This window comes from Variovorax multivorans (assembly GCF_051216835.1).
GTDB lineage: Bacteria > Pseudomonadota > Gammaproteobacteria > Burkholderiales > Burkholderiaceae_C > Variovorax.
In genome coordinates this window covers 173782-198041 of the sequence record NZ_JBPJZL010000002.1, presented here as the reverse complement: position 1 = coordinate 198041, position 24260 = coordinate 173782, and the positions used below count along the sequence as shown (strand labels likewise).

At 66.4% G+C, this 24260-nt stretch carries 26 protein-coding genes; 20 read left to right on the top strand and 6 right to left on the bottom strand.

What is annotated here, in order from left to right; genetic code table 11:
- Nucleotides 1-27: 27 nt before the first annotated feature.
- The 5 genes from pcnB (at nucleotide 28) to ACSFCA_RS04505 (ending at nucleotide 4706) form a co-directional block, all read left to right on the top strand.
- Nucleotides 28-1662: a polynucleotide adenylyltransferase PcnB gene (gene pcnB, locus ACSFCA_RS04525; protein ID WP_435458774.1), complete on the top strand. Its 1635-nt coding sequence runs from the start codon at nucleotides 28-30 to the stop codon at nucleotides 1660-1662.
- The gene (folK, locus tag ACSFCA_RS04520; protein ID WP_435458773.1) at nucleotides 1659-2297 is read left to right on the top strand and encodes a 2-amino-4-hydroxy-6-hydroxymethyldihydropteridine diphosphokinase; all 639 of its coding nucleotides are present in this window, start codon (nucleotides 1659-1661) and stop codon (nucleotides 2295-2297) included. The genes pcnB and folK overlap by 4 nt, the downstream gene beginning before the upstream one ends.
- A 5-nt stretch (nucleotides 2298-2302) precedes the next feature.
- The gene (locus ACSFCA_RS04515; RefSeq protein ID WP_435459051.1) at nucleotides 2303-2911 is read left to right on the top strand and encodes a trimeric intracellular cation channel family protein; all 609 of its coding nucleotides are present in this window, start codon (nucleotides 2303-2305) and stop codon (nucleotides 2909-2911) included.
- 126 nt (nucleotides 2912-3037) lie between these two features.
- Nucleotides 3038-3682: a DUF47 domain-containing protein gene (locus tag ACSFCA_RS04510; RefSeq protein ID WP_012746613.1), complete on the top strand. Its 645-nt coding sequence runs from the start codon at nucleotides 3038-3040 to the stop codon at nucleotides 3680-3682.
- Nucleotides 3683-3695: 13 nt separating this feature from the next.
- Nucleotides 3696-4706, top strand: a complete 1011-nt coding sequence (locus ACSFCA_RS04505; protein ID WP_435458772.1) for an inorganic phosphate transporter — start codon at nucleotides 3696-3698, stop codon at nucleotides 4704-4706.
- A gap of 3 nt (nucleotides 4707-4709) precedes the next feature.
- Here the strand turns inward: ACSFCA_RS04505 and ACSFCA_RS04500 are convergent, their stop codons facing one another.
- On the bottom strand, nucleotides 4710-5156 hold the full coding sequence (locus tag ACSFCA_RS04500) for a TM2 domain-containing protein (protein ID WP_093049669.1): 447 nt from the start codon (nucleotides 5154-5156) through the stop codon (nucleotides 4710-4712).
- Nucleotides 5153-5677 carry a GNAT family N-acetyltransferase gene (locus tag ACSFCA_RS04495; protein WP_435458771.1) on the bottom strand — a complete coding sequence of 175 codons (525 nt, stop codon included), beginning with the start codon at nucleotides 5675-5677 and terminating at the stop codon, nucleotides 5153-5155. Before ACSFCA_RS04495 ends, ACSFCA_RS04500 begins: the two co-directional genes overlap by 4 nt.
- Nucleotides 5678-5856: 179 nt before the next feature.
- Here ACSFCA_RS04495 and rpsP point away from each other — a divergent pair, with 179 nt between their 5' ends.
- From rpsP to ACSFCA_RS04455, 8 genes are all read left to right on the top strand, one after another.
- Nucleotides 5857-6120 (top strand): 30S ribosomal protein S16, encoded by a 264-nt coding sequence (gene rpsP / locus ACSFCA_RS04490; RefSeq protein WP_093049676.1) that lies wholly within the window; start codon nucleotides 5857-5859, stop codon nucleotides 6118-6120.
- Nucleotides 6121-6135: 15 nt separating this feature from the next.
- Nucleotides 6136-6690: a ribosome maturation factor RimM gene (gene rimM, locus ACSFCA_RS04485; protein ID WP_258350635.1), complete on the top strand. Its 555-nt coding sequence runs from the start codon at nucleotides 6136-6138 to the stop codon at nucleotides 6688-6690.
- Nucleotides 6691-6706: 16 nt separating this feature from the next.
- The gene (trmD, locus tag ACSFCA_RS04480; protein WP_093075514.1) at nucleotides 6707-7453 is read left to right on the top strand and encodes a tRNA (guanosine(37)-N1)-methyltransferase TrmD; all 747 of its coding nucleotides are present in this window, start codon (nucleotides 6707-6709) and stop codon (nucleotides 7451-7453) included.
- Nucleotides 7454-7563: 110 nt separating this feature from the next.
- On the top strand, nucleotides 7564-7947 hold the full coding sequence (gene rplS / locus ACSFCA_RS04475) for a 50S ribosomal protein L19 (protein WP_093172085.1): 384 nt from the start codon (nucleotides 7564-7566) through the stop codon (nucleotides 7945-7947).
- Between the two features lie 129 nt (nucleotides 7948-8076).
- Nucleotides 8077-8820, top strand: a complete 744-nt coding sequence (locus ACSFCA_RS04470) for a CoA pyrophosphatase (RefSeq protein ID WP_435458770.1) — start codon at nucleotides 8077-8079, stop codon at nucleotides 8818-8820.
- Between the two features lie 62 nt (nucleotides 8821-8882).
- Nucleotides 8883-9884 carry a CobD/CbiB family protein gene (locus ACSFCA_RS04465; protein WP_435458769.1) on the top strand — a complete coding sequence of 334 codons (1002 nt, stop codon included), beginning with the start codon at nucleotides 8883-8885 and terminating at the stop codon, nucleotides 9882-9884.
- A 19-nt stretch (nucleotides 9885-9903) separates the two neighbouring features.
- Nucleotides 9904-10995 (top strand): histidinol-phosphate transaminase, encoded by a 1092-nt coding sequence (gene hisC, locus ACSFCA_RS04460; protein WP_435458768.1) that lies wholly within the window; start codon nucleotides 9904-9906, stop codon nucleotides 10993-10995.
- Nucleotides 10996-11009: 14 nt separating this feature from the next.
- Nucleotides 11010-12035, top strand: a complete 1026-nt coding sequence (locus ACSFCA_RS04455; protein ID WP_435458767.1) for a hypothetical protein — start codon at nucleotides 11010-11012, stop codon at nucleotides 12033-12035.
- A gap of 13 nt (nucleotides 12036-12048) precedes the next feature.
- Here the strand turns inward: ACSFCA_RS04455 and rsgA are convergent, their stop codons facing one another.
- The 3 genes from rsgA to ACSFCA_RS04440 are packed head-to-tail and all read right to left on the bottom strand — an operon-like array spanning nucleotide 12049 to nucleotide 14656.
- A complete protein-coding gene (gene rsgA, locus ACSFCA_RS04450; protein ID WP_435458766.1) occupies nucleotides 12049-13002 on the bottom strand; it encodes a ribosome small subunit-dependent GTPase A in 954 nt (317 codons plus the stop codon).
- Nucleotides 13003-13014: 12 nt separating this feature from the next.
- Nucleotides 13015-13365: a 4a-hydroxytetrahydrobiopterin dehydratase gene (locus ACSFCA_RS04445; protein WP_258350627.1), complete on the bottom strand. Its 351-nt coding sequence runs from the start codon at nucleotides 13363-13365 to the stop codon at nucleotides 13015-13017.
- Nucleotides 13366-13396: 31 nt separating this feature from the next.
- Entirely contained in the window at nucleotides 13397-14656 is a 1260-nt protein-coding gene (locus ACSFCA_RS04440; RefSeq protein ID WP_435458765.1) for a M48 family metallopeptidase, read from the bottom strand.
- 58 nt (nucleotides 14657-14714) lie between these two features.
- Here ACSFCA_RS04440 and orn point away from each other — a divergent pair, with 58 nt between their 5' ends.
- The 6 genes from orn to ACSFCA_RS04410 all read left to right on the top strand — a co-directional run bounded on the left by orn (nucleotide 14715) and on the right by ACSFCA_RS04410 (nucleotide 21417).
- Complete coding sequence (orn, locus tag ACSFCA_RS04435) at nucleotides 14715-15311, top strand: oligoribonuclease (protein WP_435458764.1); 597 nt, start codon at nucleotides 14715-14717, stop codon at nucleotides 15309-15311.
- A gap of 254 nt (nucleotides 15312-15565) precedes the next feature.
- Complete coding sequence (locus ACSFCA_RS04430; RefSeq protein WP_258350624.1) at nucleotides 15566-17461, top strand: DEAD/DEAH box helicase; 1896 nt, start codon at nucleotides 15566-15568, stop codon at nucleotides 17459-17461.
- Between the two features lie 213 nt (nucleotides 17462-17674).
- The gene (locus ACSFCA_RS04425; RefSeq protein ID WP_435458763.1) at nucleotides 17675-18748 is read left to right on the top strand and encodes an NAD/NADP octopine/nopaline dehydrogenase family protein; all 1074 of its coding nucleotides are present in this window, start codon (nucleotides 17675-17677) and stop codon (nucleotides 18746-18748) included.
- Nucleotides 18738-19742 (top strand): 3-hydroxybutyryl-CoA dehydrogenase, encoded by a 1005-nt coding sequence (locus ACSFCA_RS04420; protein WP_093049717.1) that lies wholly within the window; start codon nucleotides 18738-18740, stop codon nucleotides 19740-19742. Before ACSFCA_RS04425 ends, ACSFCA_RS04420 begins: the two co-directional genes overlap by 11 nt.
- Nucleotides 19739-20536 (top strand): alpha/beta fold hydrolase, encoded by a 798-nt coding sequence (locus tag ACSFCA_RS04415; protein WP_435458762.1) that lies wholly within the window; start codon nucleotides 19739-19741, stop codon nucleotides 20534-20536. Before ACSFCA_RS04420 ends, ACSFCA_RS04415 begins: the two co-directional genes overlap by 4 nt.
- Nucleotides 20533-21417 (top strand): quinone oxidoreductase family protein, encoded by an 885-nt coding sequence (locus tag ACSFCA_RS04410; RefSeq protein ID WP_435458761.1) that lies wholly within the window; start codon nucleotides 20533-20535, stop codon nucleotides 21415-21417. Before ACSFCA_RS04415 ends, ACSFCA_RS04410 begins: the two co-directional genes overlap by 4 nt.
- A gap of 22 nt (nucleotides 21418-21439) precedes the next feature.
- Here the strand turns inward: ACSFCA_RS04410 and ACSFCA_RS04405 are convergent, their stop codons facing one another.
- On the bottom strand, nucleotides 21440-21922 hold the full coding sequence (locus ACSFCA_RS04405; protein WP_258350619.1) for a MarR family winged helix-turn-helix transcriptional regulator: 483 nt from the start codon (nucleotides 21920-21922) through the stop codon (nucleotides 21440-21442).
- A 143-nt stretch (nucleotides 21923-22065) separates the two neighbouring features.
- On the opposite strand from ACSFCA_RS04405, the gene ACSFCA_RS04400 reads away from it, so the two are divergent.
- Nucleotides 22066-24258: a thiamine pyrophosphate-dependent enzyme gene (locus ACSFCA_RS04400; RefSeq protein WP_435458760.1), complete on the top strand. Its 2193-nt coding sequence runs from the start codon at nucleotides 22066-22068 to the stop codon at nucleotides 24256-24258.
- Nucleotides 24259-24260 lie beyond the last annotated feature (2 nt).

Sequence of the window (24260 nt, the reverse complement as noted above, 5' to 3'; positions counted from 1 at the left end):
AAGAGCGAACTAGGCTTTCAACCAACAATGATCAAGAAATTCATCGACAAGCTGCTCGGCAAATCTGCCGGCGGCACGCAGGGCAAGAGCCGCTTCGGCAAGCGCCAGGAGGTGCCGGCAGAGGTTCACAAGATCGATCCGGCCCTGGTCGACGAACGCGCGAAGAACGTGGTCACGACGCTGCAGCAGGCCGGCTACGAGGCCTACGTGGTGGGCGGCGCGGTGCGCGACCTGCTGCTGGGGCTGCGCCCCAAGGACTTCGACGTGGCCACCAATGCCACGCCCGAGCAGGTCAAGTCGCTGTTTCGCCGCGCCTTCATCATCGGGCGGCGTTTTCGCATCGTGCACGTGGTGTACGGCCGTGGGCGCGAACACGAGGTGATCGAAGTCTCGACCTTCCGCGCCTACATGGACAACACCGCCTCCGAGCAAGTGGCGGGCAACGAGCGCACCAGCAAGGGCGAGCTTGCCAGCATGAAACACGCCGTGGACGCCAGCGGCCGTGTGCTGCGCGACAACGTCTGGGGTCCGCAGGAAGAAGACGCGGCGCGGCGCGACTTCACCGTGAACGCCATGTACTACGACCCGGCCAACCAGGTCGTGGTCGACTATCACAACGGCATCAAGGACGCGCAGAAGCTCACGCTGCGCATGATCGGCGACCCGGCCACGCGCTACCGCGAAGACCCGGTGCGCATCATTCGCGCCATCCGCTTCTCGGCCAAGCTCGCCGCCCTGGGCTTCAAGATGGAAGCCAAGACGGCGGCTCCGCTGATCGAGTCGAGCAAGCTGCTGGCAGATGTGCCGCAAAGCCGCCTGTTCGACGAAATGCTCAAGCTGCTGCAGACCGGCCACGCGATTGCGACCGTCGAGCAGCTCAACAAGCTCGGCCTGGCTCGCGGCATCTATCCACTGCTCGACGTGGTGGTGGAGCGCGCCGACCAGCCCTTCGTGAAGGCCGCCCTGCAGGACACCGACCGCCGCGTGGGCGAAGGCAAGCCCGTGGCGCCCAGCTTCCTGCTGGCCTGTGTGCTGTGGGCCGACGTGCGCGACGGCTGGGCCCAGCGCCAGGAAGGCCGCCACGGCCAGCGCCCGCAGCCGCCATTCCCGGCCCTGCAGGACGCCATCGACGACGTGTTCAACGCCCGAATCGGCGATGTCTCGGGCCGCGGCAAGCTGGCCGCCGACATGCGCGAGATCTGGATGATGCAGCCGCGCTTCGACAAGCGCACCGGCTCCACGCCCTACAGCCTGGTCGAGCAGGCGCGCTTCCGCGCCGCGTTCGACTTCATGCGCCTGCGCGCCGACGTGGGCGAGGTGAGCGAGGCGATTGCCGAGTGGTGGCAGGAATTCAGCATTGCCGACGACGTGCGCCGCCAGGACCTGCTGGAGCAGGTGCGCGAGGAGCAGAAGGTGCGCCAGCGCGTGCGGGTGCGCGAAACCCCGGCGCCGAAGTCGCGCGGCGGTGAACCGGCCGTGCGCAAGAGCCAGGCCTCTGATTCGGAGCAGGACGACGAAGTCGAAGAGGTTGAAGTAGAAGCCGGCGCAGTGCCGCCCGATGGCGAGGCAGTGCCACGCAAGCGCCGGCGTCGCCGCAAGCCACGCACCGGAGGCGGTGGCGGTGCTGGTGGTGGGGGCGGCGGGAGCGCCGAAGGCGCATGAGCACGCCCAACCGGCCGAAGGACGGCAAGCCAGGCCCCAAGGCCAAGGCGGCACCGCCGCGCGCGGGTGGTGGCGCCAAGCCGCCGTCTGCAGGCGCCAAGAGCGGCCCGCCCGCGCGCCGCGCGCCCACCCGCGCTCCTTCGCGCAGCCCACGCGGTCCGCGGGAGGACTACCCCACGGCACAGGCCTTCATCGCCATCGGCGCCAACCTGGGCGATGCCGAGGTCGCTGTGAAGGCTGCCATGGCGGACATCGGCGCACTTCAGCGAACCGTGGTGACGGCCCGTTCGTCGCTCTATCGCAGCGAGCCGGTGGATGCCGAAGGCCCTGATTTCATCAACGCCGTGGTGGCGGTGCGCACCGGCCTGGATGCCGAGCAGTTGCTTGTGGCGTTGCAGCGCCTGGAGGCGCTGGCCGGCCGCGAAAGGCCGTTTCCCAATGCGCCGCGCACGCTCGATCTCGATCTGCTGATGCACGGCAACTCGGTGATCGACACACCGACGCTGACCTTGCCGCACCCCCGCATGCGCGAGCGCGCCTTCGTGCTGAAGCCGCTCGCCGAAATCGCCCCCGACAAGGTGCCGCGGGCTGCGCTGGCACGCGTTACGGGTCAGGTGGTCAAGCGCATCGTTTGAAGGCCGTGCTGCTCTACGTCCTCGATCTCGCCGGTGTGGCGGTCTTCGCGGTCAGTGGGGCGCTGGGGGCCGGTCATGCGGGCCTCGACTGGCTCGGCGTGGTGGTGATCGCTTCGGTCACCGCGGTGGGCGGCGGCACGCTGCGCGACCTGCTGCTCGACCGCCATCCGGTGTTCTGGATCCGCGACACCCGGTATGTCTACGTGATTCTCGCGGCGGCGGCGCTCACGATTGTCTGGGTGCACCTGTTGCCGGTGCCGGAGCATGCGCTGGCCGTTGCTGACGCCCTGGGGCTCGGCCTGTTCGCCATCACCGGTGCGCAGGTGGCCGAGGAGCGGCGCCTGCCGGCCGTCATCGTGCTGCTGGTCGGCACCATGACCGGCGCGGCCGGGGGGCTGTTGCGCGATGTGTTCACAGCCCGCATCCCGCTGCTGCTGAGCAGCGGCATCTACGGCTCGGCCGCCATCGCGGGCATTGCGGCCTACCTGCTGCTGCAGGCGGCCGGAACGCCGCGGCGCTGGGCTTTTCATGCCGGCGTGCTGCTGATCGTGGCGCTCCGCCTGGGCGGAATCTACGGCGGTTGGCACCTGCCGGTGCTGCGCTTGCCGGCCTGAAAGTCGGGTGTTCCGGCAGCCCCGAAAAGCCTGCCCGGCCGGGCAGGGCCCGCGCGCCCGTTAAACTTCGCCGGTTTTTCATCAAGGCGTCATGAAAATGTGATTGGCGCTCCCCCTGGAGTTTTCATGTTCGGCAAGCTGCTGCCCCGCGAGGGCAATTTCTTCGAGATGTTCAACCAGCACGCCGAGCGCATCGTGGAGGCGGCGAGGGCCTTCGAGCAGCTCGTTGCCAACTACAGCGACGTGCACCTGCGCGAGCAGTACAACCGCGACGTCGACAACGCCGAGCGCGCCGCCGACCGCGTGACGCACGACGTCAACCGGCTGATCCACAAGACTTTCATCACGCCCATCGACCGCGAGCAGATCCACAAGCTCATCAACACGATGGACGACGTGGCCGACCTGATCCAGGACTCGGCCGAGACCATGGCGCTGTACGACGTGCGCCACATGACCGACGAGATCGTGCGCCTCACGGCACTGAGCGTGAAGTGCTGCGACCGCCTGAAAGACGCCGTCAAGTTCCTCGGCAAGATCGCCGACCCGGCCGTGGCCGAGGCCACGCTGAAGACCTGCGAGGAAATCGACCGCCTCGAATCGGACGCCGACCGCGTGATGCGCAGCGCCATGAGCAAGCTGTTCCGCGAGGAGCCCGACGTGCGCGAGGTGATCAAGCTCAAGGCGATCTACGAGTTGCTCGAGACGATCACCGACAAGTGCGAGGACGTGGCCAACGTGATCGAGGGCATCGTCCTCGAGAATTCCTGAGCGGGCAGCGCTGATGGCAACGGTTCAGGTCGCCCTCTGGGTGGTGATAGTGCTGGTCGCGCTGGCGATCCTGTTCGACTTCATGAACGGGTTCCACGACGCCGCCAATTCGATTGCGACGGTGGTGTCCACCGGGGTGCTCAAGCCGGGGCAGGCCGTGGTGTTCGCGGCCTTCTTCAACCTGATCGCGATCTTCATCTTCCATTTGAGCGTGGCGGCGACCGTGGGCAAGGGCATCGCCCAGCCCGGGGTGGTCGACGTGCACGTGGTGTTCGGTGCGCTCGTGGGTGCCATCAGCTGGAACCTCGTGACCTGGTACTACGGCATTCCGAGCAGCTCGTCGCACGCGCTGATCGGCGGCATCGTGGGCGCGGTGATCTCCAAGACCGGTACCGGCGGCCTGGTGGCATCGGGCATCTGGAAGACGGTGGCCTTCATCTTCGTGTCGCCGCTGCTGGGCTTTTTGCTGGGCTCGATGATGATGGTCGTGGTGGCCTGGAGCTTCCGGCGCGCCACGCCGTCGCGGGTGGACCGATGGTTTCGCAGGCTGCAGCTGGTTTCGGCCGGCGCCTACAGCCTGGGCCACGGCGGCAACGATGCGCAGAAGACCATCGGCATCATCTGGATGCTGCTCATCGCCACCGGCTATGCCAATGCCGGCGACGCGAGCCCGCCGACCTGGACCATCGTGAGCTGCTACGCCGCGATTGCGCTGGGCACGATGTTCGGCGGCTGGCGCATCGTGAAGACGATGGGCCAGAAGATCACCAAGCTCAAGCCCGTGGGCGGCTTCTGCGCCGAGACGGGCGGAGCGCTGACGCTTTTCCTGGCGACGGCGCTGGGCATTCCGGTGTCGACCACGCACACCATCACAGGCGCCATCGTCGGCGTTGGCTCGACGCAGCGCGCGAGCGCGGTGCGCTGGGGCGTGGCGGGGAACATCGTGTGGGCGTGGATCTTCACGATCCCGGCCTCGGCCTTCGTGGCCGCGATCGCCTACTGGATCAGCATCCAGCTGTTCTGACGGCTACTGCGAGATCTTCCGGCCCTCTTCGACCTGGTGCTCGAAGTAGCGCTGGAAGCTGAACACGATGCTGGCCATCAGGATCGTGCTGCCGAAGAAGAGCGAGAGCACCACGGCGCCGATGGTGAACCAGTTCGTGCGGCCGGGTTCCGCGTCGGCCGGCGCGCTGGCGTTGAATCGGGCATTCCACTTCTCGGGTGTCATCAGGCCATAGATGATGGCCATCAGCGCGCAGCCTGCGATGGTGAAGCCCAGCAGTGGGATCAGTGCCCAGCTAACGCCGTCGTCCACGCCGTACATGCGCACGCGCTCGATGCCGTAGATGCCCAGTGCCGTGGGAATGGGCAGCAGCCAGCCGAGCAAGTCGCCCATGCCGCGCAGGTAGAAGCGGTGCAGGCCGAGCGGGCCGCCGAGGAAGGAGAGCCACGCGGCAACAGTCTTGTTTTTCATTCGGGTTTGGTGGTGCTGCCTTCGCCGAGCACTTTTTCCATCAATACGACATCGCGCCATTCGCCGAACTTCCAGCCACAGTCTTTCAGCACGCCCACATGCGTGAAGCCCTGGCTGCGGTGCACACCGACGGAGCCGGCGTTGGCCGAATCGCCGATCACCGCGATCAGTTTGCGCACGCCGGCTGCTTCGGCGGCCTGCGACAGCGCTGCCAGCAGCTTGGCGCCCAGACCCTTGCCGCGTGCTGACTCCGACATGTAGATCGAGTCTTCGGCCGAAAAACGGTAGGCCGGGCGCGGCTTGAACCAGTTGCAGTAGGCAAAACCCAACACTTCGCCATTTTCTTCGGCGACCAGGTACGGCAGGTTCTTGCCCAGCACGTCGGCGCGGCGGGTGGCCATATCGGCGGGGGAGGGAGGCTCTGTTTCGAAGGTGCCGGTGCCGTGCAGCACGTGATGGGCGTAGATGGCGGCGATGGCCTCGACGTCTTCGTCGCGGCTGGGGCGGATGGTGAGGGGCATGCGGTGGAAACGGGTGGCGCAAGGCCGGAATTCGGAGAAAACGCGGGTCGGGCTATAATCGCGGGCTTTTCAGCGTGTCGCTGGCCGGGTGGCCATGTCGCGTGTCTCGACGCTGGAAGAACATTGTGAGCGGGCCTCTTCTTCATCCATAAGGCCTGCTGACCACCCAAGGATAAATCATGGTCGTCATTCGACTCTCCCGCGGCGGCTCCAAAGGCCGTCCGTTCTTCAACATCGTCGTGTCGGACAAGCGCGTTCGCCGCGATGGCCGTTTCATCGAGCGCCTGGGTTTCTACAACCCGACCGCCAAGGAAAACGAAGAAAGCATCCGTATCGCCCAGGACCGCCTGGCGTACTGGAAGAGCGTCGGCGCACAAGCTTCGCCCACCGTTCTGCGCCTGATCCGTCAAGCTGCCTCGGCAGCTCCCAAGGCGGCGGCCTAAGCCGTCCGCACGGCGATGCTGCCCGCACTCGAAACCGCCGAATTGCCGGCGGATGCGATTGAAGTAGGGCGCATCGCCGATGCATGGGGCATCAAGGGCTGGTTCAAGGTCTTGCCCCACAGCGCCCAGCCCGAGGCGCTTTTTTCTTCCAAGCGCTGGTTCCTGCAGGCTCCTGGAGCCTCGGCAAGCACCGCTTTCCGGCTCGCTATCCGCGAGGCCAAAGAACATTCCGACTGCATCGTCGCCACGTCCGAGGACGTGCCCGACCGCAATGCGGCCGAGGCGCTGCGCGGCGCGCGCGTGTTCGTGCCGCGCTCGAGCTTTCCCACGGCCGGCGACGACGAGTACTACTGGGTCGACCTGATCGGCCTGTCGGTGGTCAACCGCGAAGGCGTTGTTCTCGGCACGGTGCGCGAGCTGCTCGCAACCGGCCCGCAGACCACGTTGGTGCTCGCCGCCGAAGAAGACGGCAAGGCCATCGAACGCATGGTGCCCTTCGTCTCGGTCTTCGTCGACAAGGTCGACTTGCCCGGCCGACTCATCACGGTCGACTGGCAACCCGATTTCTGATCCGGACCTTGCGCGCATGCGCTTCGACGTCCTCACGCTTTTTCCTGAACTGTTCGCTCCTTTCATGGCCAGCGGCGTGACGCGCCGTGCCTACGAGTCGAAGCAGGTCGAAGTCGTCTTCTGGAATCCGCGCGATTTTGCGCAGGGCAATTACAAGCGCGTGGACGATCGCCCCTTTGGCGGCGGTCCAGGCATGGTGATGATGGCGGAGCCGCTGGCGGCCTGCCTCGACGCAGCGCTGGCTGCACGCGGAGCACAGGCGCCCGTCGTGTTGTTTTCTCCGATCGGAGAGGCGCTGCGCCATGAGGCGGTCGAGAAGTGGTCTGCCAGCGAAGGCGCAGTGCTGATCTGTGGCCGCTACGAAGGCATCGATCAGCGCTTCATCGACGCGCGCGTCACCCACCAGATCAGCCTCGGCGATTTTGTTCTCTCCGGCGGCGAGATCGCAGCCATGGCGCTGCTCGATGCCGTGGCCAGGCTGCAGCCGGGCGTGCTCGGCGACGAGGCCAGCCACGTGCAGGACAGCTTCAATCCCGCGCTCGACGGCCTGCTCGACTGTCCGCACTACACGCGGCCCGAACAGTGGAACGGGCAGGGCGTGCCGGCGCCGCTGCTCTCGGGCCACCATGCACAGATCGAGCGCTGGCGGCGTGACCAGCGGCTGGCCATCACGGCCGCACGGCGCCCCGACCTGATCGACGCAGCCCGCGCAGCGGGGCGTCTTGGCAAAGCCGATGAGGCCGCGCTGAAAAAAAAGCTATAATCCCCGGTTCCCCGATCCTCTGCCCGGCCGCGCCCGGTCTCTTTACGGTCATCCCGTGAAAGCCAAAGGCGCCTTTTGTGTAGCCCGACACGATCGACTATCAGGAAATCATGAACCTCATCCAGACCCTCGAGCAGGAAGAAATCTCCCGTCTCGGCAAGACCATCCCCGATTTCATGCCCGGTGACACGGTCATCGTCAGCGTGAACGTCGTCGAAGGCACCCGCAAGCGCGTGCAGGCCTACGAAGGCGTCGTGATCGCCAAGCGCAACCGTGGCCTGAACAGCGGCTTCACCGTGCGCAAGATCTCCAGCGGCGAAGGCGTGGAGCGTACGTTCCAGACCTACAGCCCGCTGATCGCCGGTATCGAAGTCAAGCGCCGTGGCGATGTGCGCCGCGCCAAGCTGTACTACCTGCGCGACCGCAGCGGCCGTTCGGCACGCATCAAGGAAAAGCTGCCGAGCAAGTCGACGGCTGCAGCGGCTGCCAAGTAAGCAGCTCGCCTGTCGTGCAAAAAAGCCGCCGCTCTGGCGGCTTTTTGCATTGTTGCCCCCGCTCAGCGACAACCTTCCTTTTTTCCGCTCTACTTCTTTCTTTCCTCCGCCTCAGGTACGTTTCATCTCTTGACCAACTCATCCATTCCTCCGCAGGCCGCATCCGTCGAACCCGTCAACGTCGTGGCGCCGCCCACGCTGCTGCAGTTCGACCCGCGCAAAGTGCCGTTTGTGGCCGGAGGAGTCGAGGGATTGCCGGCGGTGCCGGCCGTGCAGCTGACGGCGCAGGCGTTGCGAGCCCGCTTCGCGACACCGCCCGTTTGGACGCCCGAGCTGCGGCGTGATCCGCGGATGACCGATCGCGTTCCCGCGCAGGCTGCAGTGCTGGTGCCGGTCGTGCAACGCCCGCAGGGCGCGACCGTGCTGCTGACCGAGCGGACCTCGAATCTGTCGACGCATTCGGGGCAGGTTGCGTTTCCCGGTGGCCGAGTCGACCCGGAGGACGCCAACATCGCAGCCGCCGCTTTGCGCGAGGCCTGGGAGGAGGTCGGCCTTTCGGCTCAGTACATCGAGGTGCTTGGGAACCTGCCGACCTACACGACAGTGACGTCGTTCATCGTGACGCCGGTGGTTGCGCTGGTGCAACCTGACTTCGAGCTCACCATCAATCCTTATGAGGTCGCGCAAGCCTTCGAGGTGCCGCTCGCGTGGCTGATGGACCCGGCCAACCATCGTCACCACACCGTGCCCGCGCCCGATGGCACCCGGCGCCAGTGGTACTCGATGCCCTACCAGGACGGACCCGACGAGCGCTTCGTCTGGGGCGCGACCGCGGGCATGCTGCGCAATCTTTACCGTTTCCTCGCGGCCTGACTGAATCCGCGGCTCGAATGAAGATGGCCTGAACCTTCAGGCGCTCTCGCTATCATCGAAGGATGAGCTTTTTTGCCATCCTGTGCGCGCTGCTGATCGAGCAGGTGCGGCCCCTGGGCCCGCACAACCCCGTGTACGGCGCGGTGCTGGCGTGGACACGCTGGACCAGCCGCAACTTCGACGCGGGCAAGCCGCATCACGGATGGATCGCCTGGGGCCTCGCGGTGTTCGTGCCCACGCTCGGCGCGCTGGGTGTGCACTGGCTGCTGGTGCTCACGCTCGGCCTGCCGTTCGCGGTGCTCTGGAGCATTGCGGTGCTCTACGTCACGCTGGGCTTCCGGCAGTTCAGCCACCACTTCACCGACATCCGCGACGCGCTCGACGAAGGCGACGAGCCGCTCGCGCGCTCGCTGCTCGCGCATTGGCAGGGCGTGGATGCGGCCAACCTGCCGCGCAGCGAGATCGTGCGCCACGTGATCGAGCATTCGGTGATCGCAGCGCACCGCCATGTGTTCGGCGTGCTCGCGTGGTTCTCGATCATTGCGGCCATCGGTCTCGGGCCGGCAGGCGCGGTGTTCTATCGCATGAGCGAGTTCGTCTCGCGCTACTGGGCGCACAAGAACGGCGCCGCAGTGCAGCCGTCGAGCGTCTCGGTGCAACAGGCCGCGGATCGCGCCTGGCACATGATCGACTGGCTGCCCGCGCGCATCACGGCGCTGGGTTTTGCGGTGGTCGGCAGCTTCGAGGAGGCGATCGATTGCTGGCGCAACGACGCACAGCGCTTTTCCAACGAGAACGACGGTGTGATCCTCGCGGCCACGTCGGGTGCGGTCAACGTGCGCCTGGGCGGCGGCACACTGCGCCCGATCCCGGTCACCGACCCGCTGCCGCGCGCCCAGGCCGGCGAATCACTGGCCGACGGCCGCCGCACCGACACCGGCAGCACGCCGGGGCGCGAGCCGGAGCCCGGCCACCTGCGCAGCGTGGTGGGCCTGGTCTGGCGCTCGGTCGTGATGTGGATGGTGCTGCTGGCTCTGCTCACCCTGGCTCGCCTGCTCGGCTGAACGAAGCGGCGAACGAGCCATGACACATCCAGTGCCGGCCTTCTGGAGCCCGCGCATCGGCGCGCTCGAACCTTATGTGCCCGGCGAGCAGCCGCGCATCGCGAACCTCGTCAAGCTCAACACCAACGAGAACCCGTACCCGCCGTCGCCGATCGCCATCGAGGCCATCCGGCGTGCGGCCGAGAACGGCCTGGAGCGCTATCCCGACCCCACCTCGCTCGCGCTGCGCGAAGCGGTCGCGCGGCGGCATGGCCTGCGGGCCGATGAAGTGTTCGCGGGCAACGGCTCGGACGAGGTGCTGGCCCACGCCTTCTTCGCGTTCTTCCAGCAGGCCGAGCCGCTGCTGATGCCTGACGTGAGCTACAGCTTCTACAAGGTCTACGCGCAGCTGTACGGCATCGCCTGCGAGCAGCAGCCGGTGGACGACGGCCTGCGCATCGACATCGACGCCCTCGCGGCGCGTGCCCGCCAAGGTTGCGCAGGCATCGTCATCGCGAATCCGAACGCGCCGACCGGCATTGGCCTGCCGCTGTCGCGCATTGAGCAACTGCTCGAAGCCTGCCCCGATCGCGTGGTGCTGGTCGACGAGGCATATATCGATTTCGGTGGTGAGAGCGCGCTGCCGCTGATCGGCAAGCACCCGAACCTGCTCGTGGTGCAGACCCTCTCCAAGTCGCGTTCGCTGGCTGGCCTACGGGTCGGCTTTGCCTGCGGCCAGGCGCACCTGATCGACGCGCTGGTGCGCGTCAAGGACAGCTTCAACTCGTACCCGCTCGACCGGCTGGCCTCGGCCGGCGCCGTTGCCGCGCTCGAAGACGAGGACTGGTTTCGCAGCACCCGAGACAAGATCGTCGACACCCGCGAGGGCCTCGGTCTCCAGCTCGAAGACCTGGGATTCGAGGTGCTGCCGTCGCAGGCCAATTTCGTCTTCGCACGCCATCCGCAGCGCGATGCCGCCGAATTGGCAGCCCTGCTGCGGGAGCGTGCGGTGCTGGTGCGGCATTTCAAACAGCCGCGCATCGCGCAGTACCTGCGCATCAGCATCGGCACGCGCGAGCAATGCAGCACGCTGGTTCAGCGCCTGCAGGAAATTCTCACTCCAACCCCTTGAAGGAACCCCTGGCGATGCCGACCCACGACACCGATCCGCGCACAGCGGCCTGCACAGGCTTCTGGCAAGCAGTGAGTGCCCAGCTCGAGAGCCTGCGCGCCTTGCCCGCTCGCGAATTGATGGATGGGTTGAACGAACTGCTGGAGCCCTTTTTCCCGCGGCTAGCGGCCGAGGTGGCCGGTGAGCCGCCCGAGTTCAAGCTCGTGCTGACGGCGCATGGCTCGGTAGACGACTTTGAGGATCTGATGGCACTGGTGCAAAGCAGCCCCAGATTGCCGCAGGTCGAGGTGGAGGCCTTTCGTCAGCGTTCGAGCGATGGCTTCGGCATGCGCATGAACGACTTCGAATTGGCAAGCTCCGAAGTCCTAGTGAAGCACGAACTCTATCGGGGTCGGGTGGCGCTGGAGATCGGCTTCGCCAAGCCTATTCCGATGGACATGCAGGACCATGCGCGCCACATGAGCCTCATCATGCTTGACCATATCCTGGGCGAGTACGACTTCGCGGTGAAGGTTGGAGCGGTCGACTACGTCGAGGCCGACGCGCACGCGGATTTCGATGGCGTGCCGCTCGACGATTTCGTGCCCGTGTTCGATGCCTGCTGGCGCGACGAACTCGGCCACACCGGTGTGTTTCCCCAGGGGGAACACGCCTGGTCAGGCATGAACGCGACGCGCACGGCCGAGGACGGTCGCGAGATCGAGGTGATCGTGATGCGCAACGACGCGGCCACTGCCTTGGTGGGGCGAGCCGACCTATGTCATCGCCTGTCGGCGGCGGTGCCGGTCGAGTCGGGCGAGGAGTTGGAAGAAGCGCGCGTCTATGAAGACCGGCTGACAGCACGGCTGCAGACGCACGAAGCAGGCTGCTGCACGCACGTGGTGCTGGAGGAGGGTGTTCGCACCGTTCACTTCCAGGTGGCCGACCCCGAGGCGGCGATCTCGCATGCGCAATCGCTGCAAGACGACATTGACTTGCCGGTGACGCTGGGCCTCGTCTTCGACCCGACCTGGAAGTCCTATCGCATCTGGCTCGGCTGAAGCTGCCTTTCGGTCAGTACCGCTTCTGGCTCAACTCGGCGAACAACTCGCCATAGATCTTGTAGCGGCTCGCGCTGATGGCGCCCGGTCTGCTGCTCGCCGTTTCCACGTTCGCAATCACGCCGCAGCCCGGCTCGTGCAGATGCGTGCAGTTGTAGAACTTGCAGTCGTTCGCATGCTCGGCAATGTCTGGCATGAGCCCGGCGAGCTGCATCGGCGCGATGTGGTTCAGGCCGAATTCCTGGAAGCCCGGCGAGTCGATCAGGCCGGTGGTGCGGGCTTCATCGATCCAGTACCAGGTGGTGCTCGTGGTGGTGTGCTTGCCCGAGTTCAGCGCCTGCGAAATCTCCTGGGTCAGCACGGTTGCGCCCGGCACCAGCAGATTGGTCAGCGTGCTCTTGCCCGAGCCGGACGGGCCGAGCACCAGGGTGGACTTGCCGGCGAGAAGCTTCATCAGCGAGGCGTAGTCCGCCTCGCCTGACGCCTTCAGCGACAGCGGCAGCACGCCGTGGTGCATGCGGCGATAAGGCACCAGCTTGGTCCACGCGCGCTCGAAGGGCTCGACCAGGTCGCTCTTGTTGAGCGCGATGATCGGCGTGATGCGCTCAGCCTCCGCCGCGATCAGCGCGCGGGCCAGTTGATGTTCGGAAAACTCCGGCTCGGCCGCGATCAGGATCAGCACGTGGTCGAGGTTGGCCGCGAACGACTTGGTGCGAATCTCGTCCTGCCGGTAGAACAGGTTGCGCCGTGGCAGCACCTGCTCGATGGTGCCTTCGTCCTCGCTGGCCTGCCAATGCACGCGGTCGCCGACCACGGCCTGGCTCTTCTTGCCGCGTGGGTGGCAGATCAGCCGTTCACCCGTGGGCGTTTCGACGAGGCAGTGACGTCCGTGGCTGGCAACGACAAGGCCGTCGTGGAGTGCCTTCGCAGCGGCGGCTGCGGGCGCGGCGCGGCCGGGCTTAGCCAAGGGCGCGTTCCGTCATGCGGCGGGGGCCGCGACCAGCGCGTCGGCCTGGCGGGCGCAGTCGAAGTCGGTGACCGACAGGCCGCCCACGTCATGCGTGTTGAAGCGCACCACGCAGCGGTTGTAGTGCACCGCCAGGTCGGGGTGGTGGTCTTGCGTGTGAGCCACGAAAGCCAGCGCGTTCACGAAGGCGATGGTCTCGAAGTAGTTGGCGAAGCTGAAGGTTTTCTCGATGGCGACGTTGGCACCGTCGCCAGTGAGCATCCAGCCGTCGAGGCGCGCCAGGCCGGCCACGATCTCGGTGGCGCTCAGGGCCTTGCGTGGAGGGAGGTTCTTCCAGTCCTTGGGCTTGAACATGCTGCTCATGATGGGCTTCTTCGAAATGAGGGGAGTCGGGTCAGGCGGCCGTCATGCGCGCAAGGCGCTCTGAAGCCGGCGGGTGCGAATAGTAGAACTTGACAAACACCGGGTCGGGCGTGAGCGTCGACGCGTTGTCCTGGTAGAGCTTGAGCAGGGCGGCCGACAGGTCGGCGCCGCTGGTTTGCGCCACTGCGTAGGCGTCGGCCTCAAACTCGTGCTTGCGTGACAGTCGTGCTGGCAGCGGGGCAACGAAGAAGCCGAACACCGGCACGGCAATCATGAACAGCAGCAGCGCCAGCGCGCTATTGGGTGCCGTCATGTTGGGCTGCACGCCCAGGCCTGTGTAGAACCAGACCTGCGTCGACACCCAGCCCAGCAGCGCGAAGCCAGCCAGGCTCAGGGCGAACATCGCGACCAGCCGCTTCACGATATGGCGGTGCTTGAAGTGGCCCAGCTCGTGCGCGAGCACGGCCTCGACCTCGCCAGCGTTGAGCTGGCGCAGTAGCGTGTCGTAGAACACCACGCGCTTGCTGGCGCCGAAGCCGGTGAAGTAGGCATTGGCATGGGCGCTGCGCGTGCTGCCGTCCATCACGAACAGGCCCTTGGCCGCGAAGCCGCAGCGCTTCATCAGTGCTGTCACGCGCTCCTTGAGCATGGGGTCGTCGAGCGGCTTGAACTTGTTGAACAGGGGCGCGATGAATGTCGGGTAGATCAGCATCAGCAGCAGGTTGAAGCCCATCCACGCGCCCCAGGCCCACAACCACCACAACTGCCCGGCCGCGCCCATGAGCCAGAGGATCAGCGCGGCGATCGGCAGGCCGATCACCGCGCCCAGCAGCGTCGACTTGAGCGCATCGGTCAGCCAGAGCTTCCAGGTCATCTTGTTGAAGCCGAAGCGCTCTTCGAGCCTGAAGGTCTGCCAGAGCGTGAAGGGCAGTTCGAGCAGGCCGCCAAGGGCCGCGAAGGCTGCCAGCAATGCCAACTGCTGCACCATGCCACCGCCGATCCACACCAGCAGAAGCCTGTTCAGCACATCGAGGCCGCCGAGCAAGGTCCAGCCCAGAAGCAGCGCTGCGCCCCAGGCCATCTCGACCAGGCCGAAGCGCGCCTTGGCGATGGTGTAGTCGGCCGCTTTCTGGTGGGCGGCGAGGGTGATGGTCTGTGCGAAAGCGGCTGGCACGGCGCCGCGGTGCTGCGCCACGTGGCGCACCTGCCGCGTGGCCAGCCAGAACTTCACGAGCAGGCCTGCAACCAATGCGGCCGCGAAGGCGATGGTGAAGATGAGCGAATAGGACATGGAGCGGCGAGTTTAGTCCCCGCTATCTGGGCCGCAGCCCTTCGACGACAATCCTGCGATGCCTGAATCCCTTGAACCGACGCCCCCCGCAGCTGTGCCCACCCTGAAGAAAAGCGACCAGAACCTGGTCTGGCTGGACTGCGAAATGAGCGGCCTCGACCCCGAAAAAGAGCGCCTGCTCGAAATTGCCGTGGTCGTCACCGGCCCCGACCTCACGCCCGTCATCGACGGCCCCGTGCTTGTCATTCACCAGAGCGACGCCGTGCTCGACGCCATGGACGCCTGGAACAAGGGCACTCATGGTCGCAGCGGCCTGGTCGACAAGGTCAAGGCGTCAACCCTCGACGAAGCCGCCGCCGAGCAGCAACTGCTGGAATTCATCGCCAAATACATCCCGCGCAGCGGCTCGCCCATGTGCGGCAACACCATCGGGCAGGACCGGCGCTTCCTGGTCAAGTACATGCCCAAGCTGGAGGCGTACTTCCACTACCGCAACCTGGACGTCAGCACCCTCAAGGAGCTGGCCAAGCGCTGGAAACCCACGGCCTACAGCAGCTTCAAGAAGCAGCAAGCCCATACCGCACTGGCCGATGTGCACGAATCCATCGAGGAACTGGCGCACTACCGCGAGACCTTTCTGCGCCTGACAGATTGAGCAAAGCCGGGGATTAGGTAAAAACCCGAATCCATGCCATAATCGCAGGCTTCGCTGATCGGGAAGGTATTTCAAGCCCGGCCAGCGTCTCTTGCATCTCCCTATCTTGCACACCGCGCCCGATCGCATTCGCTGATCAAAAAGGGCCGCAACCTCAGGCGTCAGCCCGAAGTTGAATGTCGTTGGATGGTTGATGTTTTTAACCACCAACGGGGCGCCGCCTACGGCAGCGCTCGCGTTTGAGATTGATATTCATGACCGACGCTTTTGAAGCGCAGGGCGAGTTCGCGCCTGTGCAATCCGCTACCCACAACGAATTCACCGCCGCCACGGACACCATGTCCGAAGCGCCCATCCTCGAGGCGCTGGATGCAGCTTCCCCCGAAGCTGCCGCGGCCGAAGAACCCGCCAAGCCCAACGGCTTCATCAAGCTGGGCCTTGCGCCCGAGCTGATCGCCGCCGTGGCTGACCTGGGCTTCACCCAGCCCACCACCGTGCAGGAAAAGGTCGTGCCGATCGCCATGGGCGAAGAGGGCGCTGCCCGCTTCGTCGACCTGATGGTGTCGAGCCAGACCGGCTCGGGCAAGACCGCCGCCTTCCTGCTGCCCGTGCTGCACACGCTGCTCAAGCGCCAGGCCGAGGCAGAAGCCGAAGCCAAGGCCGAGTTCCAGCGTCTGGCCGCCGAAGCTGCCGCCCGCGGCGAAGCCCCGCCCAAGAAGCCGAAGCGCAAGGACCCGACCAACGCCCGCCATTTCAAGGCTGCCACGCCCGGCGCCCTGATCCTGTGCCCGACGCGCGAACTCGCGCAGCAAGTCGCACACGACGCCATCGAACTGGTTCGCCACTGCCGCGGCCTGCGCATCGCCAACGTGGTGGGCGGCATGCCTTACCAACTGCAGATCGCCAAGCTGCAGAACGCCGACCTCGTGGTTGCCACGCCCGGCCGTCTGCTCGACCTGCAACGCTCGCAGCAGCTCAAGCTCGACCAGGTCAAGTTCCTGGTGGTCGACGAAGCCGACCGCATGCTCGACCTCGGTTTCTCCGACGACCTGGCCGAAGTCAACCAGCTCACCATCGAGCGCCAGCAAACGATGATGTTCAGCGCCACCTTCGCGCCGCGCATCCAGCAGCTGGCCCAGCGCGTGATGCGCGAACCGCAGCGCATCACCATCGACAGCCCGCAAGAGAAGCACGCCAACATCAAGCAGTCGCTGTACTGGGCTGACAACAGCCAGCACAAGCGCAAGCTGCTCGACCACTGGCTGCGCGACACCAGCATCAACCAGGCGATCGTGTTCGCGAGCACGCAAGTCGAGTGCGACGGCCTCGCCAACGACCTGCAGCAAGAAGGCTTCAGCGCCGTGGCGCTGCACGGCGCCCTGAGCCAGGGCCTGCGCAACCGCCGCCTGATGGCGCTGCGCCAGGGCCAGGTGCAGATCCTGGTGGCCACCGACGTTGCCGCCCGTGGCATCGACGTGCCGACCATCACCCACGTCTTCAACTTCGGCCTGCCGATGAAGGCCGAGGACTACACCCACCGCATCGGCCGTACCGGTCGTGCCGGCCGCGACGGCCTGGCCGTCACGTTCGCCGAGTTCCGCGATCGCCGCAAGATCATGGACATCGAGCACTACAGCCGCCAGCAGTTCAAGGCCGAAGTGGTGCCGGGCATGGAGCCGCAACAGCGCATGCCGCAATCGCGTCCGCCGCAAGGTGAATTCCGCGGCGGCCGTGGTGACAACCAATCGCGCGACCGCAAGTTCGGTGGTGGCGGCGGCGGTGGCTACCGCGGCGGCAACGGTGGTGGTAATGGCGGCGGCTACGCTGGCGCCAGCGGCTTCAATGACCGTAACTCCCGTGGTCCGGCCGCACCGGGCCCGCGTGGCTTCCAGGGCGGCCAGAACGCCGGTTTCGGCGGCGGCCGTGACGAAGGCGGCAACGGTGGCGGTGCCGGCTACGGCCGCAAGCCGGGCTGGGGCGACAGCGCTCCGCGTGGCGGCCATGGTCACGGTGGTGGCCGCGGCGACGGCGGCTTCGCACCGCGCGAGGGCTTCGCGCCCCGCGGCAATGGCGCTGCCGGTCATGGCGGCCCGGGCAAGGTGTTCGTGCCCCGTGACGCGCAAAAGCGCGCGTTCAAGCCCAGCCGCTGATCCTGCTTCCCGGGCGGCCCGACAGCCGCCTCGCCCCCAGAAAGCCCGCGCTTCTCACGAACGCGGGCTTTTTCATTTCGGGTTTCCGAGCAGTCAGGCGTCATCGAATTTGATTGACATATGAATCGATGAAAAGTAATGTAATAAGGCATTATTTCCCCGGGGCCGTCCTGCGGCCGCCGGTTCATCGACACCTGCTTTTCGACTTTCGACATGAAAATTGCGATTCTTGGGGGTGGCCATGGCGCCTATGCGGCCGCCGCGGACCTGTCTGAAACCGGCCATGAAGTGCGCCTGTGGCGCCGCGACGCCGCCGCGCTCGAGCCGCTGGTGCGTGCCGGCTCGATCACGCTGAAGGACGCCGACAGCGCGCGCGAAGTGCCCATTGCGCTGGCCACCGCCGACATCGGTGCGGCCCTGAGGGGGGCCGAGCTGATCGTCATTCCCACGCCCGCGATCGCCCAGCACGACATCGCCCTCGCGATGGCGCCGCACCTGGTCGACGGGCAGGTCGTGTTCCTGCCGCCGGGCACCTTCGGCAGCTACGTGATGGCCAAGACGGTGAAAGAGGCCGGTAGCCGCGCCGACGTCGCCTGGGCCGAGACCGGCACCTTGCCTTACCTGGCGCGCAAGCATGGTGAGCGCGAAGTCAACGTCACCATCCGCGCCATCCGCCTGCCTACCGGCGTCTATCCGGCCCGCAAGGAGGCGCAGGCCATCGAGGTGATCCGCAAGGCCTATCCGTCCGTGCACGGTTGCGGCGATGCGCTCTCCGGCGCGCTGATGAACGCCGGCCCCGTCATCCACCCGCCGCTGATGGTGATGAACGCCGCGCCGCTGCAGCACTTCGAGCGCTGGGACATCCACAATGAAGGCACGCAGCGTGCGGTGCGCGACGTGACTGACCGGCTCGACCAGGAACGCATTGCCGTGCGCGAAGCCTTCGGGCAGGGCGCGCCGCACTATCCGCTGGCCGACCACTACAACAACGACCAGTGGATGTACGGCGACGCGCACAAGCAGCTCGTCAAATCGGGCGACTGGCGCGAGAACATCGACCTGCATACGCACCGCTACATCACGGAAGACACCGAACTCGGCCTGGCCTTCCTGGCCTCGGCCGCGCGCCACGCAGGCGTGGACGCACCCATCGCCCACGGCCTGCTGGCCATCGTCGGTGGCTTTCTCGGGCGCGATCTGCGGCGCGGGCCGCGCACCTTCGAAAGCCTGGGCCTCGCCGATCTGAGCGCGGTGCAACTCAAGCAGAGGCTGCACGATGGCGAATGACGCCGCGCTCCCCCGGTTCGCGGCGGTCGGCGCGGGCCGCATGGGGCGCGGGATCGCCATCGCATTCGCCTATGCCGGCCACCGCATCTCGCTGATAGACCTGCGCCCGCGCAGCGACGAAGCCTGGCAGCGCCTGCGCGACGAGGCAAAGGCCGAGATCGAAGCCAGTCTCTCGGGTCTCGCGCAACTCGGCGTGATCGACGCATCGCAGATCGAGCGCATCGCCGCGCGCGTGGACTTCGTCAACGCCGCGGCCGCCCCGCAGGCGCTGGCCGCAGCCGAGCTCGTGTTCGAAGGCGTCCCCGAAACCATGGAAGCCAAGCGCGAGGCCTTCGAGCAGCTCAACCGCCATTGCCGCGACGACGCCATCCTCACCTCGACCACCAGCAGCATCCTCGTGACGCAGCTCGCGTCATTGGTGCGGCTGCCCGGGCGCTTCCTCAACATGCACTGGCTCAACCCCGCCTACGTGATCCCCGTGGTCGAGCTGAGCTGTCACCCCGGCACCGACGCCGCCGTGCTCGCGCGCACCAAAACGCTGATGGAAGAGATCGGCAAGCTGCCCGTGGTCTGCGGCGCCTCCCCGGGCTACATCGTGCCGCGCCTGCAGGCGCTGGTGATGAACGAAGCCGCGCGAATGATCGAAGAGGGCGCCGCCACCGCCGAGGAAATCGACAAGGCCACGCGCTACGGCCTGGGCCTGCGTTTCGCCGCGCTGGGCGTGGTCGAGTTCATCGACTTCGGCGGTTGCGACATCCTGCATCACGCGAGCCGCGAGATGTCGGCCTCGCTCGACGCCGGCCGCTACACCGCGCCGGCCATCGTCGGCCGCATGGTCGAGCAGGGCCGGCTGGGCCTCAAGAGCGGCAGCGGCTTCTACGACTACGAAGGCCGCGACATCGCTGCCTACCGGCGCGACGTGCTCTCGCGCACGCTTGGCGAACTGCGGCATGCGGGCCTTTGGCGCGCGCCGGCTGACGAGACCTTGCCATGAGCATCCGCCGCGCCTTTGCCGACCTGTCGGTGGGGCAGGTGCACTACGCGGCTTGTGGCGACCAACAGGCGCCGGCCGTGCTGTTGCTGCACCAGTCGCCGCGCAGCTGGGCCGAGTACCGCGCCGTGCTGCCGTTGATAGGCGCGCATCGTCGGGCCATCGCGATGGACACAGCCGGCTTCGGCGATTCGGCAGACGGCGGAGTGCCAGCGAGCATCGGGCAATGGGCACGCGTGGCCTGCGAACTGCTGGATGCGCTGGGTATCGCGCAGGTCGACGTGGTGGGGCATCACACAGGCGGCGTTATCGCGGTCGAACTCGCGGCAGCGTTTCCTGAGCGCGTTCGCAGCCTGCTGCTGTCCTCCACGCCGTACACCGACGAGCCCTTTCGCAAGGCGCGAGCACAACGTCCGCCCATCGACGAAGTCGCACCGAGCGAAGACGGCTCTCACCTCGCTGCGCTGTGGCAAAAGCGCCAGGGTTTCTATCCGCCGGGACGCCCCGACCTGCTCGAAGCCTTCGTGCTCGATGCATTGAAGGTCGAGCGTGTCGAAGAGGGCCATCGCGCCGTCGCGTCGTACCGCATGGAAGAGCGCATCGGGCGCGTCACGCAGCCCACGCTGATCGTTCGTGCCACGGCCGATCCGTTCGCCGCGCCGCATGCCGAGGAGCTGCAGCACTACCTGCCGCAAGCGCGCATCGTCGACATCGAAGGCGGCATGGTGCCGCTACCCGACCAGATGCCCGAAGCCTTCGCACGCACGGTGCTCGACTTCCTGGAGACGCTGCCGTGAAGGCCGTGCGCATCCACGGATTCGATGCGGTTCCTGTGCTGGAGGAGATTGTCGACCCTGTTGCGCGGCCGGGCCGCACCCTGGTGCGCATGGAGGCCGCGACGGTCGGACACATCGACCGCACAGTGTGGCGCGGGAGTTTCCTTCGCCATCCGCCGCTGCCCTACACGCCTGGCGTGGAGGCGGCGGGTGTAGTGATGGCAAGCGAGCGATACGCCATCGGCCAGCGCGTGTGGCTGCGCGGCAGCGGGCTCGGCACGCTCTTCGACGGCACCTGGTGCGAGCAGATCGATGCGCCCGATGAAGCGCTGGGCCTGTTGCCTGATGCCGTGCCGATGACACTGGGTGCCGCGTTCTTCTCGCCAACGACCTCGGCATGGGTGGCGCTGCACGAAGTCGCGAAGCTGCAGGCCGGTGAGCAGGTGCTGGTGACCGGCGCGAGCGGTGCCGTCGGCTCGCTCGTGATGCAACTCGCACGCGACGCAGGTTGCACGGTGACGGCAGTGGATCCGAACACCGCGCCACCATCCGCTGCCAGCGCCGATCTGCTGATCGACACGGTCGGCGGAGATGTGCTCGCCAAGGTCTTGCCTTCGGTGCGGCCGGGCGGCCGTGCCGTGCTGATCGGCTACACCGCCGGCCCGACGCTGCAGCTCGACATCGCGCACTTCCTGCAACGCGACGTTGCGCTTTTGCCTCTCAATATGTTTCGACGTGAAGCTGCAGGTCGTGCCGCAGCGCCCGAGCTGCTGGCGAGGCTGGCCGATGGCCGCCTGCATCTCGACGTGCAGCCGTTCGCGCTTGCCGATGCGGCCCGCGCGCTTGAATGGATCGCACAGCGCGGCCACCGGGGCCGCGCCGTCCTCGTGCCCCGCCTCTGAGTGGAGAGGCGAGCAAGCAAGCTCAGTCTTCTTCTTGCGGCTCCTCGACCGGTACATGCACGTGCAGGTCGATCATCTGCCGCAGCGTCTGCTTGAGCTCTTCGGCGCGTCGCAGCCCGAAGGGTTCGAGCACGCGTCGCTCGTGGTCGCGCGCAAGTTCCATCAGGTGCTCGACCGCCTTCAGCCCCTTGCGCGTGATGCGCACCAGCGTGATGCGGCGATCACTTTCGTGGGGCAGGCGTTCGACCTGTCCGCGCGATTCCATGCGGTCCAGCAGCCGCGTCACCGTGGGTTGCTTGGTCACCGTCACCTGCGCGAGCTGGCCGATGCTGATCGGCTCGCTGCCTGCGAGCGATGCCATCACGCGCCATTCCGACACGGAGAAGCCCTGCTGACGCGCGACCTCGTGGAACTCCGAGGAGATCAGCTGGCTGGCCTGCGCTAGCAGCGCCGGCAGGTAGTCATCAACGAAGCGATGCGATTCGACGGGTTGTTCTTCAGCCATGAAGGCACCTCACAGTCGCCGTGGGCACGCTGTTTGCATGTCTAGGGTAATTCATGATTGTGGATACATTCATTTGTCAACATTATATGAACCGCGATGTGCCGCTGAAGCGCATCGTCCCACGATAGACAACAAGGACCCAGATGGCCGAGCGTTCATTCGTTGAAGAAGTCAAGAAGCTGCGGCTTTCTGGTGGGGAAGTCTTCCGTGGGGAGGGCATTCTGGCGGTTACCAAGGCCTTGCTCGAATCGGGAGTTTCCTATGTGGCGGGCTACCAGGGTGCACCCATCTCGCACCTGATGGACGTGCTGGCCGATGCACAGGACATCCTTGCCGAGCAGGGCATCCGCTTCGAGAACAGCGCGAGCGAGGCCACCGCCGCCGCCACGCTGGCCGCTTCCGTCAACTACCCGCTGCGCGGCGCCGTCACCTTCAAGGCGACCGTGGGCACCAACGTCGCGTCCGACGCGCTGGCCAACCTGGCATCCGGCGGCGTCACCGGCGGCGCGCTCATCATCGTGGGCGAAGACTACGGCGAAGGCTCGTCGATCATGCAGGAGCGAAGCCATGCCTTCGCCATGAAGTCGCAGATCTGGCTGCTCGACCCGCGCCCCAACCTGCCGAGCATCGTCGATGCGGTGAAGCAGGGCTTCGATCTTTCCGAGGCCAGCAACACACCGGTGATGCTGCAGCTGCGCATCCGCGCCTGCCACGTGCACGGCCACTTCATTGCCGGCGACAACCGCCGCCCGAAGTTCACGCTGAAAGACGCGCTCGAGAACCCGCAGCGCGACGTCAGCCGCATCGTGCTGCCGCCCGCGAGCTTCGTTCACGAACAGGAGAAAGTAAAAGACCGCTGGCCCGCCGCCGTGCGCTTCATCGAAGAGCGCAAGCTCAACGAGTTCTTCTCCGAAGACGCCGACGACATCGGCATCATCGTGCAGGGCGGCAGCTACAACACGCTGCTGCGCGCCCTCGAGCGCCTGGGCCTGGCTGATGTCTACGGCAACACACAGGTGCCGCTCTATGTGATGAACGTGGCGTACCCCGTCATCGAGAGCGAGGTGATCCGCTTCTGCGAAGGCAAGCGCGCGGTGATGGTCGTGGAAGAGGGGCAGCCCAACTTCGTCGAGCAGAACCTCGCAACGATCCTGCGCCAGGCCGGCTCGACCACCGCGCTGCACGGCAAGGACATGCTGCCGGTGGCCGGTGAGTACACGGCATCCGAATTGCTCAAGGGCGCGCGCAGCTTCTGCGAGCGCTACGAACGCCTGGCACCGCTGCCGGTGCCAGCGCCGGTGCGCAAGGTGATTCCGTTGAAGGAAGTGGCTGCCATCGGTGTCGATGCCGCGCCCGAGCCTGCGCAGCCATCGACATCGCTGGGTGAAGTGGTCCATGCCCGCCCGCCGGGCTTCTGCACCGGCTGCCCCGAGCGCCCCATCTTCAGCGCCATGAAGCTGGTCGAGCGCGAACTCGGAGCGCACCACGTGAGCGCCGACATCGGCTGCCACCTGTTCTCCATCCTGCCGCCCTTCAACATCGGCAACACCACCATGGGCTATGGCCTGGGCGGCGCCGGTGCCGCTGCGCTCAATGCGCCGGCAGGCAAGCGCGCGATCTCGATGATGGGCGACGGCGGCTTCTGGCACAACGGCCTCACCAGCGGTGTCGCGAACGCGGTCTTCAACAAGAGCGACAACCTCACCATCGTCGTCGACAACAACTACACCTCGGCCACGGGCGGGCAGGACATCCTGTCGTCGCACGCCGTCAACAAGACGCGCAGCACCGGCCATGAAATCGAGCGCGCGGTGCGCGGCGTGGGCGTCGAATGGGTCAAGACGCTGCGTCGCACCTACGACGTGGCAGGCATGCGCGACGCGCTGAAAGACGCACTCACCACGACGAAGAAGGGCCCCAAGGTCCTGATCGCGCAGTCGGAGTGCATGCTCAACAAGCAGCGCCGCGAGAAGCCGCTGGTGCGCAAGGCCATCGCCGACGGCAAGCGCATGGTGCGCGAGAAGTTCGGCGTCGATTCCGACACCTGCACCGGCGACCACTCCTGCATTCGCCTGTCGGGCTGCCCGTCGCTATCGATCAAGCCCAACCCCGATCCGCTGCGCACCGACCCGGTCGCGACCGTGCTCGACAGCTGCGTGGGCTGCGGCGTGTGCGGCGAGGTCTCGCACGCAGCCGTGCTGTGCCCGTCGTTCTACAAGGCCCAGATCGTGAGCAACCCCAGCCGCTGGGACGTGCTGCGCGAACGCGTGCGTGCCGCCGTCATCGGCTGGCTGCAACGCGGCGAGGCGCGCCGCCGTGAAGCCTATGCCTTCTGAAG

Coding starts and splice junctions, on each gene's coding strand:
- ACSFCA_RS04455 (WP_435458767.1), top strand. CDS start 11,010: ATGCCGACCCACGACACCGATCCGCGCACAGCGGCCTGCACAGGCTTC.
- rpsP (WP_093049676.1), top strand. CDS start 5,857: ATGGTCGTCATTCGACTCTCCCGCGGCGGCTCCAAAGGCCGTCCGTTC.
- ACSFCA_RS04500 (WP_093049669.1), bottom strand. CDS start 5,156: ATGAAAAACAAGACTGTTGCCGCGTGGCTCTCCTTCCTCGGCGGCCCG.
- ACSFCA_RS04420 (WP_093049717.1), top strand. CDS start 18,738: ATGGCGAATGACGCCGCGCTCCCCCGGTTCGCGGCGGTCGGCGCGGGC.
- ACSFCA_RS04495 (WP_435458771.1), bottom strand. CDS start 5,677: ATGCCCCTCACCATCCGCCCCAGCCGCGACGAAGACGTCGAGGCCATC.
- ACSFCA_RS04440 (WP_435458765.1), bottom strand. CDS start 14,656: ATGTCCTATTCGCTCATCTTCACCATCGCCTTCGCGGCCGCATTGGTT.
- ACSFCA_RS04400 (WP_435458760.1), top strand. CDS start 22,066: ATGGCCGAGCGTTCATTCGTTGAAGAAGTCAAGAAGCTGCGGCTTTCT.
- hisC (WP_435458768.1), top strand. CDS start 9,904: ATGACACATCCAGTGCCGGCCTTCTGGAGCCCGCGCATCGGCGCGCTC.
- ACSFCA_RS04465 (WP_435458769.1), top strand. CDS start 8,883: ATGAGCTTTTTTGCCATCCTGTGCGCGCTGCTGATCGAGCAGGTGCGG.
- pcnB (WP_435458774.1), top strand. CDS start 28: ATGATCAAGAAATTCATCGACAAGCTGCTCGGCAAATCTGCCGGCGGC.
- rplS (WP_093172085.1), top strand. CDS start 7,564: ATGAACCTCATCCAGACCCTCGAGCAGGAAGAAATCTCCCGTCTCGGC.
- ACSFCA_RS04405 (WP_258350619.1), bottom strand. CDS start 21,922: ATGGCTGAAGAACAACCCGTCGAATCGCATCGCTTCGTTGATGACTAC.
- ACSFCA_RS04415 (WP_435458762.1), top strand. CDS start 19,739: ATGAGCATCCGCCGCGCCTTTGCCGACCTGTCGGTGGGGCAGGTGCAC.
- rimM (WP_258350635.1), top strand. CDS start 6,136: ATGCTGCCCGCACTCGAAACCGCCGAATTGCCGGCGGATGCGATTGAA.
- ACSFCA_RS04430 (WP_258350624.1), top strand. CDS start 15,566: ATGACCGACGCTTTTGAAGCGCAGGGCGAGTTCGCGCCTGTGCAATCC.
- ACSFCA_RS04445 (WP_258350627.1), bottom strand. CDS start 13,365: ATGAGCAGCATGTTCAAGCCCAAGGACTGGAAGAACCTCCCTCCACGC.
- ACSFCA_RS04425 (WP_435458763.1), top strand. CDS start 17,675: ATGAAAATTGCGATTCTTGGGGGTGGCCATGGCGCCTATGCGGCCGCC.
- ACSFCA_RS04505 (WP_435458772.1), top strand. CDS start 3,696: ATGGCAACGGTTCAGGTCGCCCTCTGGGTGGTGATAGTGCTGGTCGCG.
- orn (WP_435458764.1), top strand. CDS start 14,715: ATGCCTGAATCCCTTGAACCGACGCCCCCCGCAGCTGTGCCCACCCTG.
- ACSFCA_RS04510 (WP_012746613.1), top strand. CDS start 3,038: ATGTTCGGCAAGCTGCTGCCCCGCGAGGGCAATTTCTTCGAGATGTTC.
- folK (WP_435458773.1), top strand. CDS start 1,659: ATGAGCACGCCCAACCGGCCGAAGGACGGCAAGCCAGGCCCCAAGGCC.
- trmD (WP_093075514.1), top strand. CDS start 6,707: ATGCGCTTCGACGTCCTCACGCTTTTTCCTGAACTGTTCGCTCCTTTC.